This is a genomic window from Mesorhizobium sp. M0018 (genome assembly GCF_040323955.1).
Lineage (GTDB): Bacteria > Pseudomonadota > Alphaproteobacteria > Rhizobiales > Rhizobiaceae > Mesorhizobium.
The window spans coordinates 42,746-61,679 of sequence record NZ_JAMYVL010000004.1 but is presented as its reverse complement, the minus strand read 5'-3'; the positions used below and the strand labels follow the sequence as shown (position 1 = coordinate 61,679).

The 18,934-nt window shown below is 61.2% G+C and carries 9 protein-coding genes and 1 pseudogene; 7 read left to right on the top strand and 3 right to left on the bottom strand.

All coding sequences use genetic code 11. The features are described 5' to 3' along the window. Nucleotides 1-24 precede the first annotated feature (24 nt). Nucleotides 25-1,569 (bottom strand): Fic family protein, encoded by a 1,545-nt coding sequence (locus tag NKJ81_RS06915; protein WP_352540065.1) that lies wholly within the window; start codon nt 1,567-1,569, stop codon nt 25-27. A gap of 1,134 nt (nt 1,570-2,703) precedes the next feature. On the opposite strand from NKJ81_RS06915, the gene NKJ81_RS06910 reads away from it, so the two are divergent. From NKJ81_RS06910 to NKJ81_RS06880, 7 genes and pseudogenes are all read left to right on the top strand, one after another. After that, nucleotides 2,704-3,159 carry a YybH family protein gene (locus NKJ81_RS06910; protein WP_352470526.1) on the top strand — a complete coding sequence of 152 codons (456 nt, stop codon included), beginning with the start codon at nt 2,704-2,706 and terminating at the stop codon, nt 3,157-3,159. A gap of 525 nt (nt 3,160-3,684) precedes the next feature. Then, a complete protein-coding gene (locus NKJ81_RS06905) occupies nt 3,685-5,682 on the top strand; it encodes a conjugal transfer protein TraG (RefSeq protein ID WP_352540064.1) in 1,998 nt (665 codons plus the stop codon). Continuing rightward, on the top strand, nt 5,666-6,121 hold the full coding sequence (locus NKJ81_RS06900) for a CopG family transcriptional regulator (RefSeq protein ID WP_352470524.1): 456 nt from the start codon (nt 5,666-5,668) through the stop codon (nt 6,119-6,121). Before NKJ81_RS06905 ends, NKJ81_RS06900 begins: the two co-directional genes overlap by 17 nt. Nucleotides 6,122-6,418: 297 nt before the next feature. Continuing rightward, nucleotides 6,419-7,417: a LacI family DNA-binding transcriptional regulator gene (locus NKJ81_RS06895; RefSeq protein WP_352540063.1), complete on the top strand. Its 999-nt coding sequence runs from the start codon at nt 6,419-6,421 to the stop codon at nt 7,415-7,417. Further along, entirely contained in the window at nt 7,414-8,931 is a 1,518-nt protein-coding gene (locus NKJ81_RS06890) for a sugar ABC transporter ATP-binding protein (RefSeq protein WP_352540062.1), read from the top strand. Before NKJ81_RS06895 ends, NKJ81_RS06890 begins: the two co-directional genes overlap by 4 nt. Next, nucleotides 8,931-9,986 carry an ABC transporter permease gene (locus NKJ81_RS06885; RefSeq protein WP_352540061.1) on the top strand — a complete coding sequence of 352 codons (1,056 nt, stop codon included), beginning with the start codon at nt 8,931-8,933 and terminating at the stop codon, nt 9,984-9,986. The genes NKJ81_RS06890 and NKJ81_RS06885 overlap by 1 nt, the downstream gene beginning before the upstream one ends. A 73-nt stretch (nt 9,987-10,059) precedes the next feature. Next, nucleotides 10,060-11,050: pseudogene (locus NKJ81_RS06880) on the top strand (substrate-binding domain-containing protein). Between the two features lie 722 nt (nt 11,051-11,772). Here the strand turns inward: NKJ81_RS06880 and NKJ81_RS06875 are convergent. Together NKJ81_RS06875 and NKJ81_RS06870 are read right to left on the bottom strand one after the other, a co-directional pair. Next, entirely contained in the window at nt 11,773-12,423 is a 651-nt protein-coding gene (locus NKJ81_RS06875; RefSeq protein WP_352502906.1) for a hypothetical protein, read from the bottom strand. A 32-nt stretch (nt 12,424-12,455) separates the two neighbouring features. Beyond that, nucleotides 12,456-18,917, bottom strand: coding sequence for an RHS repeat-associated core domain-containing protein (locus tag NKJ81_RS06870; protein WP_352540060.1), 6,462 nt, complete (start codon nt 18,915-18,917; stop codon nt 12,456-12,458). Nucleotides 18,918-18,934 lie beyond the last annotated feature (17 nt).

The following is an 18,934-nucleotide window of genomic DNA, read 5'->3' as shown; positions in this document are numbered from 1 at the left end:
AAATCGATCCTGATGATCACACCTTCAATGGGCACCAAAGGTTTGCGCGTAGATCGCCTCGATTCTTCCTGCCTCGTCACTGGTCAGCGCGGCGAATTCCTTCTCGCGCGCGCGGTTCGATAGATGGCCATCATTCTGGTGAAGAAAACGGAAGAGCAGATCGGTCAACCGCTCGGGCATGTCGATAAAGGCGTCCACCTGCTGCCGGAACTGATCGTAGCGCTGCAGAAATGCGGTTTCCTCGGGAAGGTCCCGTTCGATCGTCCGCTGAACGCAAGCATAGAGGAATTCGGCGTGCGGGGTTGCATCGAAGAACCGGTAGAAATCACCGGTGTCATTCAGCACCCGGACGTTGAATTGCGGCGTCGGTTCCCATTCCACCAACGGCAGAAGGCGCTGCGAATAGCTCTCGAGCACGCCCCTGTACTCGTTGATCTGGTCCAGGATCGCGGCCGAGACGGGAAAGACCACTCCCGGCGGATTGAAGCCGCGCATGGCAAGGACGTGGTGGATTAGGTAGCGGTGAATGCGGCCGTTTCCGTCCTCGAACGGGTGAATATAGACAAAGCCGAAGGCGAGGATTGCGGCGGCTACGACTGCATCAAGCTTTTGCGCGGGGCCCTGATCGAACGCCGCCATTCCATCGATTAGCCGCGGCAGGTCCTCGGGCCGAGCGCTGATGTGATCGGGCAAGGGCGTACCGTTGTCTCGATCATGCTCACCGACGGAACCTCCTTCTTTTCGGAAGCCAAGGTTTACGAAACGAGCGTCACCAAGTACAATTCTTTGCAGGCGCAGCAGCTCATCGCGATCGATCGGCCAGCGGCCGGCTTCGCCGATGGCGCGGCCCCAGCGCTGGATGCGATCTTGCGGCGGGTGCTCGCCCTCGATCGCGTAGCTTGATCGCGAGTCTTTGAGCAAAAGAAAGGCGGCGGTCCGAGCAAGGAGGTCGCGCGGCACGTCCGCTACGATTGCCTCCGCGCGCCGCGGTAGTTCAAGGCCGATGAATTTTTCGAGAATCTTGGTGCGGAACACCAGAGGGCAGAACTCACGCGTGCCGGGGAGATTGTCCCTTACGCGATAGCGCGAAGCGGTCTTGTCGGGTCCGGGCCACTGCAGCTCGGGATCGACAACCGGAATGTATCGTCCGGCCTCCGCGTCCGGCAGATCGATACGCGCGTCCCTCAGCCATTCATATAAAAACCAGATGCGGCGGGCATAACTGCCGGTCGGGCTTTCACGGACCAGCGCCTCGATCGGCGCGGGACCGGTCACTTGGAACAGCCGCTTGAGGACGGCAAGGTCCAGTCCCTCGTACTTGAGCGCAAAGGTCAGGTGGCCTTCGAGGGTAGGATTTGGGGCATGGCGGGGGGTCATGATCCGCCAGCCATCCCGTTCGGTAATGCGATGATGCTCGCCAGTGGCGAACAACCTACGGGGCAAGGGCGCGGCGAGCCTGTAGGCTCCGATCAGGGCGCTGTACCCGGCCGGGGTCGCCGTTTCAGGAAGGCGGATTTCCTGAAAAACGGTAACAGGACCTGAAAATTGGTGCTGTTGCACCGCAGGCATGAAACGCGAATCCTTCCATTGAATTTTGGTTTAGTCGGCAAAACCTATGAAAAATGATCCTACCCCATGAAAAATGATGCCACAAGACAAATTTTCCGAAAACCGATTCTAAAACAGTGCTGAGGTCGATCAAGCAAGAACTCCGCCACCGGCTCAAGGAAGCGACTTCAGACCAAAAAGGTGAGTCCAGGAACCGCCATTCGCCCGTCTTAGTCACGAGGCCGGCACGGATGGCCCGCCTTACGTCGAGCCGGATTGCTCGAGCGCGCCGTTCGGGGCTCACTCATAGAGCGCTCCGGTGCGCGATCCCGATTTGATAGCCGCGATCACGCTCGCGACTGATCTTGGTGACGTGGCGGCGTCGGAGTAGAAAAGTGATGCAGGATCTCGGTGGCGTCGTGTGTGTGTGTGACCTGAAGTGAGTTCTCTGCGGTATGGGGGGCGGCACGCAGCGCGCGTCTTCTCGGCAAACAGATCGACGAAGCGGCACCGAAGGGAAGTTCCTGGCATTCATTCTCGCCATCGCTGCCCCAATTTGCCGATCGGACTGCCGATCGATCTCGCCCAATACTTTGCGCGCGCAAGGGCCGAAGCTGAACTGGGCGGCACCTGCTCATTCGGGAGCTGACTCATGCTTGGTGCCCGAGAGAGCTGTGCCTGATCGAATGCGTGAAATCGTAGCTCGGAGTGGAGAGGCTGACGCGGTCATCTGTCACCCGCCTTCGGGCTGTAACGGAAAGCGCGACATCGTCTCCAATGCTCGTTCCCCACGTCGAGGGGCCCAGCGGCTTGGCTACGGGGGGGACTGTCAGCTAGTGGCCGCTGGGCCTTGACGACCAGCGACCGTAAGAGGAGGCCCTGTGCTGGCTGACGAAAACTTGCGAGCAAAGCCACGGAAAAGCATCATTCGAACGAACTCTTTCGTCGAGACGAGGAGGGCAGTGAGGCGGTAGCCGCCGCTTTGAAGTTCTCCGGCAGCTGCTACGCTGGTCATTCCGAGGGTCGCAGTTGCGCTTGCGCCGTCATATCAGATAAGTCTAATAAAATACGCGCCTGGCCATCGAACGCGCCGCGGCGCCCTTGGGTCGGCGCTATTCATCGGGTGGGCATGTCGGGCACGCAAGGGAGGACGAAATGAGACTGGTTCAGTCATTTGCATTTGCTGCTGTGCTGCTTCTTTCGTCTGCATTGTCTGCGGCCGCCCACTCGGCTCGTGAGGACATCGAAGCGGCGTTGGTAAAATTCATGGACGCCTTCAACAGCGGAAACGCAGCAGCGGTAGGTCAAATGTATACCGACGATGCCGCCCTGCTGCCACCCGACGGCAAACGCGTCGATGACCGCAAGGGCGTGGAAGAATTCTGGCAGGGCGCAATCAAGGCCGGGATGAAGAATCTCACCCTGAAGGCGCTGGAAGTGGAAGAGAGCGGGAATCTCGCCTACGAAGTTGGCGCATTTACGCTCGGTGTGCCGAGCAAAGGCGGTGCCCCTTCCACCGTTGCGGGCAAGTACATTGTCGTTTGGAAAAAAGGGGACGACGGGACGTGGCGCCTGCATCGGGACATCTGGAACTTTGGTGCGGCCCAATAGATTCCGCGACCCGTGAGGCCGGCGCGCGCGACAGTTCCAACGAAAGTCCATGGCAATAGTTTATGTGACTGAATTGATTAACAAAATTGAACAGACTTGATGGGTCTGCTCATCGAGTCGGCTCTGGATCTATCGCGCTACCGATCAGGGAGGCGGTAAGATTCGAGCTCAGCAGAACGGCAATTCCGGCTGACCACCACTTGCCGGGACTAGAGCGTTCTCCGGCTCGGCGCGCCGCTGAGGGCTCTTGTTCATTTGGTCGTGGGCAATCCGCGGTTCTCCAAGAACCCGTCCATCTCGTCAAATGCCATCTGAGCCGAGACAACTAATTATCATTGGGCAAAGTAGCGGCTCAACGGCTCCAGAAGAAAGCAGCCCCCCGATGCTCGTTCAACATTCGAGCCCGCATCGGGCAAGTCTTTCCACGTCCGGGTACGCCATGCTGCTTCGACCGCCCCTTTCTTCTTGCGGATTTAGGAATTCGAGCTTTTCGGTTGTTCCGATCATCCATTTGGGAAACGATCGATGCCGGCAAGCAAGGTTTTATGGGGCCAGATACTCACCGCCTTTCTGATCGTCGTCGCGACGACATGGGGAGCAACACAGTGGACGGCAGGGCGGCTCGGCTTTCAAAGCCAACTCGGTCCGCCGTGGTTCGAATTGGCTGGACAGCCCGTTTATCCGCCGCCAGCCTTTTTCTGGTGGTGGTTTTTCTACGACGCCTACGCGCCGAAGGTCTTCCTGGAGGGCGCGGCGATTGCGGCGAGCGGAAGCCTCATGGCTATCGTCGCAGCGATCGGGATGTCGCTGTGGCGGGGGCGCGAGGCAAAGGACACCACGACTTACGGCTCGGCGCGCTGGGCGACGCGAGACGAAATCAAGGCCGCTGGGATGATCGGTCAGGATGGGGTGATCCTGGGTATGTTGGGCCGACACTATCTGCGCCACGACGGTCCGGAACACGTGCTATGTTTCGCACCGACCCGAAGCGGCAAAGGCGTCGGCCTGGTCGTGCCGTCACTACTGACCTGGCCGGGTTCGGCAATCGTCCACGACATCAAGGGCGAAAACTGGGAACTGACGGCCGGATGGCGGGCCCGTTTCGGCCACGTGCTTCTGTTCGACCCGACCAATGCTGGATCAGCAGCCTACAATCCTCTGCTGGAGGTGCGACGGGGCGAATGGGAAGTTCGAGATGTGCAGAACGTGGCGGATGTCCTGGTCGACCCAGAAGGCACATTGGAACGCCGCAACCACTGGGAGAAGACCAGCCATGCGTTGCTGGTCGGCGCAATACTGCACGTGCTCTATGCGGAGAAAGACAAGACCCTCGCAGGCGTGGCGAACTTCCTTTCCGATCCAGAGCGGCCAATCGAGGCAACGCTGCGCGCCATGATGCTGACGCGGCATTTGGGTGATGCAGGCCCGCATCCCGTCGTGGCGTCGGCTGCTCGGGAACTGCTTAACAAGTCCGAGAACGAGCGTTCCGGCGTGCTCTCGACAGCCATGAGTTTTCTGGGCCTCTACCGCGATCCAGTTGTGGCCAAGGTGACGTCATGCTGTGACTGGCGGATCGCAGACCTTGTCGAGGAGGCACGGCCGACGACGCTTTATCTGGTCGTACCGCCATCGGACATCAGTCGCACAAAGCCGCTGATGCGACTCGTGCTTAACCAGATCGGCCGCAGGCTCGCCGAAGATCTTCACGCGAAGGATCACCGGCAGCGTCTTTTGATGCTGCTGGACGAGTTTCCCGCGCTCGGCAGGCTCGATTTCTTCGAAAGCGCGCTGGCCTTCATGGCCGGGTATGGCATCAAGTCGTTCCTGATTGCACAATCGCTCAATCAGATCGAGAAGGCCTACGGACCGAACAATTCCATCCTCGACAATTGTCATGTGCGGGTGAGCTTCGCCACCAATGACGAAAGGACGGCCAAGCGCGTCTCAGACTCTCTGGGGACCGCGACCGAGTTGCGCGCCATGAAGAACTATGCGGGGCACAGATTGTCGCCCTGGCTCGGGCATCTGATGGTCTCGCGGCAGGAAACGGCGCGTGCACTGATGACGCCGGGCGAGATCATGCAACTGCCGCCGACCGAGGCGATCATTATGATCTCGGGCCAGTTCCCAATCCGGGCGAAGAAGGCACGCTACTTTGCCGACCCGCGTCTTGCCGAGCGTGTCTTGCCGCCACCAAGGACCGGAGGGACAACGCAGAACGCTCGCCCTGACGACTGGACCGACACGACACTTCTTGCTGGGCCGGAAGGCAAATCTCGCAAGCTGAGGCTTGCCAGGGATCAGCAGGACGAGGATCCGGCCAATGGCGGCATTCGCCGCCAGCCCGAGCTTCCCGAACACGAAGACATCGCGCCGGAACGAACGGCACGCTGCGACGATGAGTTCGACCTCGACAGGGACGAGCCCGATGATGACGCCGTTCGTCGCCGCAGTGTCGATCAAGCCATGAGACGCGCAGCTCGTCAGGCCGCCCTTGACCCCAATGATGGCATTGAGCTTTGAGCGCATGAAGAACGCCAAGAAAAGACGTCTGTCTGCCTATCTCGACCCTGACATAATGAGGGCACTGGCGGATTACGCTGGGCGGCGCGAGGTCTCGCTGTCACTGGTCGCCGAGGCTGCGCTCGCGTCGTTCCTGTCGCCTGATGCCGAAGAACGAAAGCAAGCGGCGATCACTCGCCGCCTCGACCAGATCGATCGACGCGTGCAGCGGGTCGAGCGGGACGTCGGAATTGCTATTGAGACGCTAGCATTGTTCGTCCGGTTTTGGCTCAACTCGACTCCAGCCTTGCCGGAATCGGCGCAAGCGGAGGCGCGCGCCAAGGGCTTGCAGCGCTACGACAATTTCGTCGATGCGCTCGGTCGCCGGCTCAGCAAAGGACCAAGGCTCAGGCAGGAGATAGCCGACGATGTCCCGCCAGTGCCGCCAGCGAGCCGATAAGGTGCGTGACGCCAGATTGAAGCGTCTCTCGGGACCGTGATCTTTCCGACGGGTTGGTATCTGCTCGCGCACCGTTCCTAAACGTGCCCACAAAGTTCGGGTGGTGAGCGAGCGGACGTCGTATGTCTGCTTTGCTCCATTCCAGACAACATTAGTCTAATTAGATCAAAACGACTATCGAATCGATTGCGCAAACGTTTCGATGGCACTATGGTTATTGTATCCGCCAGGACAGAGCGGGTTTAAAGCGCAACATCAGGGAGGAGCGCTTGCGTGTAGCACTCCGTTTGAGCCGCAATGGCAACGATGGTTGAGGTAGCCCGTCGTGCCGGGGTGTCGGTCTCAACGGTGTCACATGTGATCAACCGCACGCGCTTTGTCTCGCCTGCGAAATCGAGAGCCATTAACGAAGCGATTGCTTTGCTTGGATATCAGCCCAATGGGCTGGCGCGTTCCCTCAAGGTCGCTTCAACCAACAGCGTCGGCTTGGCGATTTCGGCGATCTCGAACCCGTATTTCACTGACATCATCTGTGCCGTGGAAGCGGAATGCGCGCGTCTTGGCCTCATGGTTTTCCTTTCCGACACGCAGGACGATCCTGATCGGGAGCTTGCGGTCGTTCGCGCCTTCCATCAACGACGTGTTGACGGCGTTATTTTGGCGCCCTCGGGTGCCCCAGAGCGAGCCACCAATTACCTTGCCGAGAAAATGGTTCCCTGCGTTCTGATCGACCGGTTTGCCGACGAACGATTTGACCAGATCGGCGTTGAGAACCAATCTGCGATGCGCGCTCTTATCGATCACGTCGCATCCTTCGGCCATCAGCGGATTGGGTTCATTGCAGGGCAGCCGGGCCTTGCTACGACTCGCGAACGTATCGATGCGTTCAAGTCAGCTTTGATGGCTAACGGACTTGCCTACGTGTCGGAATATCTGCAGCCAGGGAACGTCGACACGGCGAGCGCTACGGCGTCGACCCGCGCGATGTTGTCGTTGCCTTCGCCGCCTACGGCCTTGGTCACCGGCAACAATATGGCGACGATCGGAGCGGTCCGAGCGGTTCGCGAAAAAGGTCTCGAAATACCTCGGGATCTTTCACTTGTCGGCTTTGACGACTTCGAATGGGCCGATTGTTTTGAGCCGCAACTGACCCTTATTGCGCAGCCTTGCGCCGAAATCGGGCGGCAGGCCGCATCGCTGCTTAGCGCCCGAATTGCATCAACGGATACAGAGCCCCGCTCGGTGCGGCTTCAGGCGACGCTGCATGCCCGTCAATCCTGCGGGAGGCCGGCATGAGCGCGCCGCTTCTATCGGTGACAGGGGCCGTGAAACGCTTCGGCGGCGTTCAGGCACTACGCGGTGTCGATTTTGATCTCAAGCCAGGCGAGATCCACGCCCTGCTGGGCGAGAACGGCGCCGGCAAATCGACATTGATGAATCTGCTGTCGGGAGTTTACGCACCCGACGAAGGTACAATCCAGATTGACGGCAAGCCGGTGCGGTTCAACAACCCGCGCGAGGCGCAGACGGCCGGAATTGCGACCATTTTTCAGGAGCTTGATCTCGTTCCAACGCTCGATGTCGCGTCAAACCTCTTCCTTGGCCGCGAATTGATGCGCTCGGGCGGACTGCTCGATGTGGCGGGGATGCGCCGCGAAGCTCGCAAGCGTCTGCAAGCTATCGAACTGGCTATCGATCCCGCCGGGCTAGTCGGCGACCTCTCGATAGGGCAACGCCAGGTCGTTGCGATCGTCAAAGCGTTGTCCTATGCGACGCGGGTCCTGATCATGGACGAGCCGACGGCGGCCCTAACGGTGGGCGAGGTCGAGAGGCTGTTCGACATCATGCGCAAGCTCGCCGTCAGTGGCGTCGGCATCGTCTATATCTCCCACCGTCTGGAGGAAGTGCCGCAGATCGCGGACCGGGTGACGGTGATGCGGGACGGACGTGTAGCTGGCATCACCGATCCGCACACACCGCAGGCCGAACTGGTGCGGCTGCTCGTCGGGCGCCCACTGGACGAACTCTATCCCCAGCGCACCACGGCCGTCGGCCGGGCTCTGCTCAGCCTGCGCAATGCCAGCTTCCAGCTAGCGCGCGACAGCGCCGGCTGGCAGGCCCCGACAGGGCTTTCACTCGAGGTGCATGAAGGCGAGATCGTCGGGCTGGCCGGCATCATGGGGGCAGGGCGCACCGAGCTCCTGAGCGCGCTTTACGGCACCGGCCTTTCCGGCCAATGGGAGGGCGGCGTGGTCATTTCCGGCCGTCCGGTCAAGCTTGATTCGATCAGAGCCGCGCGCCTTGCCGGCATCGCCTTCGTCACGGACGACCGCCGTGGCAGTGGCCTAATGCTGAGGATGGCGGTTGGCCTCAACCTCGTCATGTCGGTGATCCGGCGAATATCGCCGGGCGGACTGATGTCACCGGGCCGCCAGGCCGAGGCGGTGAAACAATCGTTCGGCCAGTTCGACATTCGGCCGAAGAATCCCGACATCGCGGTCGGCGCGCTGTCCGGCGGCAACCAGCAGAAGGTGGTGCTGGCCAAGGAGATGCTTGGCAATCCCCGGCTCTTGCTGCTCGACGAGCCGACTCGCGGCGTCGATGTCGGCGCCAAGGGCGAGATCTATCAGCGGCTGCGGCAGTTGGCTGCACAAGGCCTGGGCATCCTAGTTGCCTCCAGCGAAATGCCGGAGCTGATTGGCCTGTGCGATCGCATCGTGGTGCTGCGCCAGGGGCGCAATGTAGCGGAATTCACCGGTGGCGTTGACGAGCACACCGTGATGGCAGCGGCAACTGGCAGGGAGGCGTGATGTCCGAACGGAAGATTTCGGTTGCGAGCGGTCCGGTGCTAGCCGCACCGGCCGCAAAGCATCGCGATCCACTCGCGCTGATCGTGCGCTTCCAGAGCTTGATCGGCCTGGTGCTGGTGGCGATCGGCGGCGTCATCTTCTCGCCCAGGCGCCATGGCGAGATACTGTTCCTTGCGCCCGACAACATGGCCAACATCGTGCGCGCCGTGTCGGAGACCGGCATTATCGCCATCGGCATGACCTTCGTCATTATCACCGCCGGCATCGACCTTTCGGTGGGGGCAGTGCTTGGTCTCTCCAGCGTCGTCACCGCGACGATGATGATCTCCGGCGGCTTCGGGCTTATCCCGACCATTCTCGCGGTGCTGGTAATGGGCACCGTCTTCGGCGTGATCCAGGGCACCATTTCCAGCCGCTTTCGGCTTGAGCCGTTCATCGTCACGCTCGCCGGCCTGCAGGCGGCGCGAGGTCTCGCGCTGGTCGTTTCCGGCAACCAGTACATTAATATTTCCTATGGCGAGGGGCCCGGCCTGGCGCCACCTGTCTTCGCGGTACTGGGCGAGCGCCTGTTCAACAACACAGTGCCGGTGGCGACCATCGTCTTCATCGTCTTCGCCGCGATTGCTACCTTGGTACTGAATACCACGCGCTTCGGCCGCTATGTCTTTGCCGTCGGCGGCAACGAGCGAGCGGCGCGCATTTCGGGCGTTCCGGTCTCTATGGTCAAGATCTCGGTCTACGCCATTACCGGATTTGCCGCCGCCCTTGCCGGCATCGTGCATGCGGGTCAGTTCAACTTCGGCAGCGCCAATGACGGTATGGGCTATGAGCTCACGGCCATCGCGGCCGTGGTCATCGGCGGCACCAGCTTGTTCGGCGGCGCCGGCTCGATGGTCGGCACCGTTGCCGGCACCATCATGCTCGGCGCGCTCGCCAACATCCTTCAGCTCAACAACATTACCCCCGCCATGCAGCTGCTCGCGACCGCCGCGATCATCGTTCTGGCGGCAGTGCTTCAATCCCTCGTTCGCCGCCGCGAGGGTTTGGGACGATAGGAGGCCGGCGGCAGCATTTGGAAGACCATGAAACCAAGGTCTGGCCATAGGCCCGACGAGGAGGAGAGCAAGCATGACAACGATGGAAAAAGGATCGAGGCGCGCCCTGCAGGTCGCCTTTCTGGCAGGCTCTTGCCTGTGCATGGCGGGTGCTGCCCAAGCGGCCGACCCGATGGTCAAGGCCTGCGCCAAGGACGGCCAGTTCATCATCGGCTTTTCGCAGGCGAACAATGCCGAGCCCTACCGCCAGCATGTCAATGACGAGCTGACCGCGGCGGTCAAGGATGTGCCGCAGTTCACGCTGCAGATCGCCGACGGCGCCGGCAACGTCAACACGCAGACCTCGCAGGTCGACAACTTCATAACCCAGAAAGTTGATCTGCTGTTGATCTCGCCCTTCGAGGCAGCACCCATGACCCCGGCGGTGAAGCGCGCGCTGGATGCCGGCATTCCCGTCATCGAACTAGACCGCAAAACGGTAGGCGACCCCGGCAAGGACTACACCGCCTTCATCGGCGGCGACAATTACAAGATCGCGCTCGAAGCGGGCAAGTACACCGCAAAGACCCTGCTCCCGGAAGGCGGCGAGGCGGCGGTGCTTGAAGGGGCTGCCGAGTTCGACGCCAGCGGTGGAGCGGCTCAACGGCTTCAAGGACGGTGTGAAGGAGAATGCCAAAATCCAAGTGGTGGCCGAGCAGGCCGCCGACTGGGTGCCCGACAAAGCTCAGACCGCCTTTTCCGCCATGCTGCAAGCGCACCCGGACATCAAGGTGCTCTATGCCTCGAACGACATGATGGCGGCGGGTGCGCTGCTCGCAGCCAGGGGCGCGGGCAAGCAGGTCAAGATCATCGGCACCGATGGCCTGCCGGGTCCGGCCGGCGGCATCGAGGCCGTGGCCAAGGGCGACTGGGCGGCAACCTTCACCTACCCGACCGGCGCCAAGGAAGCGGTCGAGATGTCGAAGAAGATCCTGCTTGAGTGTGCTTCGTCGGTGGAGCCGACGGTGACGGTGGACACGACCGCGATCACGCCGGAAAATGCCAAGCAGATAATGGGAAACTGAGGGCCGGGCCGACAGCAGAGTTGATACGGCAAGGCCCCGGGAGTGGGCCTTGTTGTTTTTGTGAGCGAGCCGGCGTGGTCGTCGTCGGTCAAAACTCCGGCTAGATCCCGGCGGTCGAAGGACGGCAAGCAGTTGAGCGCGTAGACGGCTTCAGCCCGTCTCGCCGCGATTTCAGCTGGATCTTGCAAGCAGCCTTGTCACGGGCTCGTTTCCATTTGGTTGGCGCCAGGCACTCGCGGAAAGCGCGAAAAGCGCCTCTATTCCGGGTTAAACCCGTGACGCCGATGACCGCCACCGTCACCGCCGCCGCCCTCTCGAGAAAAACTTCGGCGCTTATGAAGATACCTCCGTCCGCAATCCGGTCGTCATCGCACGCACCGTGCTGCTGGCCTACGAGGTTTTTGTCCGGCTGTTGAAGCGCGACAGGCGGGTCGAGTTGATAGCGGAGCTCAACAAGGACGATATCGCTGCGGTCGAAGTCTCCGCATGGAGCCCAGTCTCGACCATCTCACGACGAGCTCTCTGAGCCAAAACCAAAGTCCAAGGTCGCACAGGTCTTCCGATATTCCTATCTCTGGCATTGGCACACCGGGAGGGCGCGGAGAAGGCGACAAGGACCGGCCCCGCCTGGTGCTGGCGCTGGTCGGCCCCACAAAGCACGTGGACAATACAAGTCTAGCGTTTCGCCGGCGCCAGGTGTTGCTTGCTACCTCGCGGCTGGCCTACCGCAGGTCCAGCTGCAACAGCCCGCTATAATCCTCCGTCGCCAGGAAGAAGCCCTCGTCGATAGCCTTGGCTCTGAAAGCGGGATCGTCGCCGAGGTTGCGAAATTCCGGCTTCAATGTGCCTGATGCATCGAAGTAGCGATCTCGAAAGGTCGCCCGGTCAAGCCCGGCATAGTCTTTACCCTGACCTGCGACCGTGCAGGATTTCAGTTCGGTTTGGTCGGCAGCGTCCGCCGGGAAACTCTTCCTTGCGAAATCCATGGGACCGATGCCTGGAGCAATGCTGCGGGGGAATTGCGTGACGCACCGCTTCGTCGCGTCACCCGCAGCGATCGTCAGATCGAAATAGGGAGGCCTCAGCCCCTTGGTCGCGAGGTAGGCAAAGGCACGAATGCGATTGGCTGCCTTCAACGTATCAAGGTCGGTCGTCTCCAGAATGCCGCCATCGATGGTGAGCTTTCCCGACCCGCCAAGTGCGGCAATTTGCTTCTGCAGCCAGTCTGCGTCACGATCGATCCAGGTCAGGAAATCGAGTGGCATCGCTTGCGGCTCCTTCATCTGCGGGTTCATGGATTGAGCGAGGGCCGCCGCAGTGATGAGCATCGCCAGCCCGGCCAGCGCTGCCGTAGAGAGAGGGAAGTTACGCATGTCATGCCTCCGTCCTTCTGCGTTGCCGCGAATCAGTTGTAGTGGTTGCGCGGCTTGATACCGAGCATGTCGCGCAATTGGTTCTCCGTTATGTCGTCAGGCCGCGGCGTTCCGCCGACACCGACGGTCCGCGCTTCCTCGTCCATGGAGGTATGTGGCTTTCCATCAAGCCCGTTGTAGGTGGCTGGACCCATGCCGGAAATCTGTCCCGCCTGGATGTGGGAGGCGTGGATCTGCTCATGGGCGAGCACGATGCCAGGATCGGCCGGGTTTGTCGCGACAGTGCCGGTCGATTTGTCGAACTCGCTCGACGTGCGGATACGGGCTGCCGCCGGATCGTAAGAGATGACCGCCCCTCCCGGTGTCGTCGTCGGATCCTTCGTATGATCGGCGAGATCGGTTCCGGTGCGGCCGGCCACGTTCTGGATCGTCACCGTTTCTGGGCTGTCGACAATCCTCTTGGTGAGTTCGCGCCCTGTATCCATCCCGGTACCGGGTACGAAGAAGTCCTTGACGTCGAGCCAGGCCCCGTGGAGCCAGCTTTGCGAAACTTCGCCAGTCTTGCTGTCGACTCGGGCAGTCGGGTCTGTGCGTTGGATATCCTCCTCAACTTGCCGCCGATAGGCGGCATCGCCGGCCACGATCTCCTTGAGACCTGTCGGGTCGATATAGGCCATCGGATTATTGTTGGCATAGGCGAAGAGATTGCATGATGTGGGGTTGCCGGTGCAGCGCTCAGGATCGCCGACATACAGCGGGTCGGGTGAGACGAAGCGGCCAAGGGCCGGATCGTAGTAGCGGGCACCGAAGTAGTAGAGCCCGGTATCGTCGTCGAGATATTTGCCGGTGAACCGATGGTGGGTTTTTTCGCGCGGCAACTCGCCCGAAATGTCTGTCAAGTGATCGGCCCAGGCAGGAGCCAGTACTTCTGGCTTGTGCTCGGTTCCGTATGCCCGATAGAGCATTTGCTCGACCGGGGCGCCGCCCGAGGCGATCACATAGTCGCTGCTCTCGATATGATCCTTGAGGTAATAGAACCATTTACCGGTGCCGTGCTCGAGCCGCACCAACTTGGTCGAGGCAATGTTGACATAGCTCTCTTCGCCCTTTGGGCCGACCTCGAATGTCTCCACTGGATAGAGATAAAGCTGGTCTGGCTTCGATCCGTCCGGAGCGACAATCTTCTTGTATAGGCGTCGACCGGTCTGGTCGTAGCCGTAGAAGACGTCGTTGGTCGCGGTTTGCGCTCGGATGAGCCGGCCGTTGATGTCAAAGACAGTGCCGGTAAGGTTCGGCGACGTCGCCAGCTGGCCGAAGCCATCGAAACCATATGGCTTGGACGCGCTGCCGGTCGGAATGAGGCCGGTCGCGCTGGCTGCCGCCGGGACAATCCCTGCTCCGGGATCGAGCTCGTCATTGCGGGCGAAGGTGCCGGCAGGCGAATAGCCGAATTCGGCATGCTTGCCATAGCGATCGATACTCACGAGCTCGTTCTTGAAGTCATAGTGAAAGGTGCCGGAACGGTCGACATGGGTCGCGTCGCCGGCGCCACTGCCCAGCGCATCGACGATCTGTGTGATGGAGCCGTTCGAGTTGAAAGCCATGGTCAAGTCCTGCAGCGGAACGCCTCCCGCTTGCGAGACGATATGCGTCAGGAACAGCGTCGTCGGATCGTAGGTCATCTGCGTGAAGGCGCCGAGCCGGTAGTTGACGCGCTCGACCCGTCCTTCCGGATTGTACGTGATGTTCTCGATCACTTTCTGCGGGCCGGCGAAGTCCGGATGGGATACCGTCACGGAGCGGAGATTCTTGTCCGGTCCGAGCGCGAATTTCGACGTCAGGCCGCGTGGGCCGATCGATGAATCGATCCGGCCATCAAGCGTGTGATGGAAGCGATCGGCATACTTTGCGTGGTTGATCTCCACCTCGTTGGCGGTCATGCGGCCGTTCGCGTTGTAGGCGTAGCGTTCGGCCGCATCGAACAGGCCGTTGGGATCGTGGATGATGACCTCGGTTATTTTATCGAGCGGCAACGCGATCGGCACTTCGAACCCGGCCGCAGAGGCTATCTCGACGCCCCGGTCGTAGCGGTATTCGAGATGGAGGACACCGTCGTCAACCTCTGTGAGCTTGCGGTTAAGGAAGTCGTAGGTGGACGTCTGCACGGAAGCTTCGCCGTTCACGCCGACGCGCGCGATCGCTGATTGCCGCCCGCGCGCGTCGTAGAAGGCGTACCGGTCGCCCATTCCGGGGATCGACTGGAATTCGATGTCGCCGACCGAATTGTAGATCAACCGTCGAGGCGCAGTTTCGCCCGGCAGCCAAATCTCGCTCAAATAGCCGAAGGAATCGCGCACGAAGCGGGAAATTTGCATCACGCCGTCGCCATTGGCGGCGATGAAGCCGGTCACCCCGTTCTCGTTGCTGAGCGAATATTCCTCGCTCCGCACCGTACCGTCGAACTGATCGGCATAGGTCGTTATTGTGTGCGTGCCCCAAGGCCCGAAGGTCATCTCGGAAACCTTGCCCGACGGGTAAGACTCACGCACCATGCGGCCCGTTGCGTCGTAGGTATATGTGTTGCCGATTTCGTGATCCGGACGCGGAACGTCGCCCAGCTCGAAGACCTTCTGCAGGTTCAGATCGTCGATACCGCCGAAGCTCCTGACGACGAATGGGGTCCAGCGGAAGACCAGTTTCTCGTTGCGATTGTAGAGCGCGAAGTTGCGGACCCGCACGCCCCCCTCGGCAACGCTTTCCAGGTCGGCGATCTGGTTGCCGCGGGCGTTGTAGGCGGCGAGCTCGGCAATGAATTCGCTCTCGCTTTCCGGAGTTTGGGCAGCGCTTGCGTAACGGCGCTTCGATGTCAAGATCAGTGAGGGCAGGCCGCTCTCGCCGATCTTGTAGCTGTAGAATTTCTCCGCACCGTCGGCTGCCACCTCATGGATCCTACGGCCGAGCGCGTCATAGTCGTTGGTGACGACCATGCCGAGGGGAGTCGTCATCGTTCGCACAGCTCCGGCCCGTGGCCCGTCGTAGGTCATTGACGTGATCTGGTTGAGCTCAGGCGCACCACCCGCCATCTTGGTGTGGCTCATCGGCAAGGTGCCGGTCTCTTCGTAGAGAACGGCCTCTGTCTGCCCAAGGTCGTCCGACAGCGCGGTGGTGTTGCCGAAGACGTCATAGCCCATTCTCTTGGTGAGGGTGCGGGTGGCGTTGCGGAACTGCTCGAGCGACGCCGGCAAGTTGCTGAGGCCGGAAAAGACTTCGAGTGTCCGGGTGCCCATGCGACCGCCCGCGTCGGCTAGATAGGTGAAGCTTTCACGGCTGAGCAGTCGCGTTCCGGTTAGGATACGGCGCTCGGATGCGGCGTTGACAATGCTGAGCGCGGCGAGATCGGCACGCGACTGCGCATACCCGGTCTGGGTGGTGCGGCTAAAGCCCTGAATGGTCAAATCCGCGGGTCCCGGGATATCGCGAACCTGCACAGTTTCCGAGGCGGGCATATTGAATTCGTCGAAATCGGCATACGTCTGGACCTTCACCGGGTCCTTACATTCGGGATCGGCCGGGTCCTGCTGTTCGGCGTCGCCGGCGGAACCGGTCAGCGTCTCCTTGACCTTTCTGAGATAGGACGAGCCGTCGCCACGCGAAAACGTCTCCCACACCGACGACTCGCACTTCAACATCATCCCCGTCGTCGGCAGCTTCTGGGTGCGCGTGGCGGTCGACAGCGAGTGCAGCGCCGCCGCCGACGGATCGAGCGTCTCGGTCGTCTCCGCGCTCGCGACGAGCGTCGCCTCGGGCTTCACTTCATAGGTCTTGCGGATCTTCAGTTTGCCGGCGAGGTTCAGGTCAGCCGCCGTTTCCGCGAAGGTGTAATACTGTTCGCGATCGAGGCTTGAGCGCTGCGTGACCCGCTGGCCGGCCGCGTTCTCGTCGCCGTACGCGATCCTCTCGACGTCCGAGAAGCCGATAAAACGGCGATTGATCACATCGTAAAATGGATTGTGGTAGAAATATTCGTCCGTCTGCACTTGGGCGCGAACCTGGCCGGGTATGCCCTGCGACGTGACGAGTTGCTTGGCAACGACAACGGGAAAATGCAGGTTGCGCGTCGGCTGGCCGTTGGCGCGGTCGCGCAGCATCTCGTCGATCGAAGTCGCATAGCGAATGTCGTGCCGGCGGCCGGAATCGAAGTCGACGACCGTGAGCAGGTTGGCCTTGACCAACTGCACCGTGTCGGTGCGGTTGAAGTCAATCACGACGACGGGCTTCACCTCGTCGCCGGACGGCTTCTGGAACACGATGATTTCGCTCTGGCCGTCGCCGTCGATGTCTGCGACGCGCGAAGCGAAGGTCTGCGTCGACGCGCCCAGTTGAACCCGCAGATTGAGCGCGATGCTGAGCGGATCCTTCAGGTAGGTCCCGTCGCCGAAGCCGAGCCAGACGCGCATCTGGTCAGTGCGCTCGCCCATCGACGCGAAATCGATGATGCCGTCGCCGTTGGCATCGATGTACCACATTGTGGCGAGGTTATCGCCGGGCTGCATGCCGCCAATCTTCGAGAAGCTGCCGTGACCGCAGACCGGATCGTTGATCGCGGCGTCGCCAAACAGCAGCGCATTCGGGTCCTTCGAGAACATGTTGCCCTGGTTCTCATAGAGGCAGAAGCCCTGGTCAGCCGGGCGGATGACGACGAGATCGGGCAGCCGGTCGCCATTGATGTCGACCATCCGCACATTGTTGCGGCCGAGTATCTGGCCGTCCTGACTGTTGAATGGGAACGCTTTGGTAAGCGCTCCGAAATTGACGTTGTAACCCCCATCGGCCTGCCGCCGGGTGAGATTGAGAAATATCCGCCATTCCGTGCGGCGATCAGCATTGAGGCGCGTCGTGACGATGTCGGACAGGCTGTCCATATTAACGTCGGCGAAGCGGCCGTTGCCGCCCGCGAATGTCGTTGGCGAGACGCCGGGCAGCGGGATCGAGCGGCCGAGATAAGGGAAGGTCCCGTCGGCTTTGCCGTCATAGACGTGCATCAGCCCGTCTTCGATTTCGACGATATCGACGAAGCTGTCGCCCAGGATGTCGGCAAAAGCGAAGCGATTGTCGGTGAGCCGGGGGGCGATCTGGCGCATTAGTCCAGCCTCGGTCGGACGCGACAGCACGAGTTGGCTGGTGTCGCCGAAGGCGCTGTTCAGGTCGCCGCTTCCGAGATGCACGGTCGCGCCGTCATCCTTGGTCTGCACGATGTCGACCAGTGCATCCATGTTGAGGTCGGCCAATTCGAAATTCTGCGGCGGGATGTCGCCGGCGAACGCCATTTTCGGCGCTTCGAACACGACGGGGCGCGACGCCAGTTCGGCGCTTGTCCACGACGAATAGCCGAAATGGATGTCCGGGAACTTCAGCGTCGATTGCGCCAGCGCCTCGCCGCCGGTGTCACCATACCGGTAGAGCACGCGCAGCTGGTCGAGCACATTGACCGACTGCGCGTCGATGAGCGGCGTGAGGTCGGCCTGAGCCTTCGCCAGGCAGTCCGGATGCGCCCGGACGACGAACTTCGACGTGTCACTGGTATCACGGCCGACATATCCCATGCACCATTGGGCGTAGACGGTGTCTTTGAACTTGGCCGTCACCTTGCCGTAGAGCCGGGCGTTCTCCTGTTTGCTGCCATTGGTGTGGCTTACGAGCGTCGATTGCGTCTCGATCAGCTCGAACTGATAGCTGCTCTGACCGCCGGCGAAGCTGGCCTTTGTCAGGTAGCTGCGTCCACCGAAACGCTGGTACTCGTAGCGGATGGCTTCGCGGTTGGCATTGAGCTGCAGCACCAGCGGCCATTTCGTGACATAGGGCGCGGCTACATCGAAATTGCCCTCCGCCACGGAGGAATCGCCGCTGAAGATCAGCCGTGTTCCGTTGGCGTTGATCACCTCGAAACCGGAGGAGATGGTGTCGGTGTGTAGGCCGCCCGTCAGGTCGAGCGAAAGGACGTCGAACGCGCCAGTGTGGTAGAGGATCTTGACGAAATCCTCGGCATATTCGGGCTTGTACTCCCAGACGCCGTTCTGGTTGCCGAGGAAGATGAGTCGCGCGCCCATATACGACAGGCGGGAGAAGAAATCGCCGCCTGGCTTGGTGCCGGGCACGGCCGTGCCGAGATCGTCATTGGCGGCGATCGCCTGGGTATTGAACTGCCAGCCGATACCGAGCCCGTTGCCGGTATCGCCCGCGAACTGGCTGTAGGTGAGGCTCAGTTGCGGCCCGAACTGGCCGCGCGTCGGCAGGGTGGGTAGCGGCACGGTGAAGTTCGCCGATCCCGTATTGTTGTTCAGCGTGAAGCTGCCTTCCTCCTGCGTGACAGTGCCGCCCGCAGCGGGCAACTGCACGATCGACGTCGCAGATTTGTCTTCGGCGCGGGCCGGTGAGCCGAGTACTGCGGCGCCAGCGGCCAGGGCTGCGAGGGCGGTAAGGGTCTTTATGAACATGGGACTACCTCTCCGGA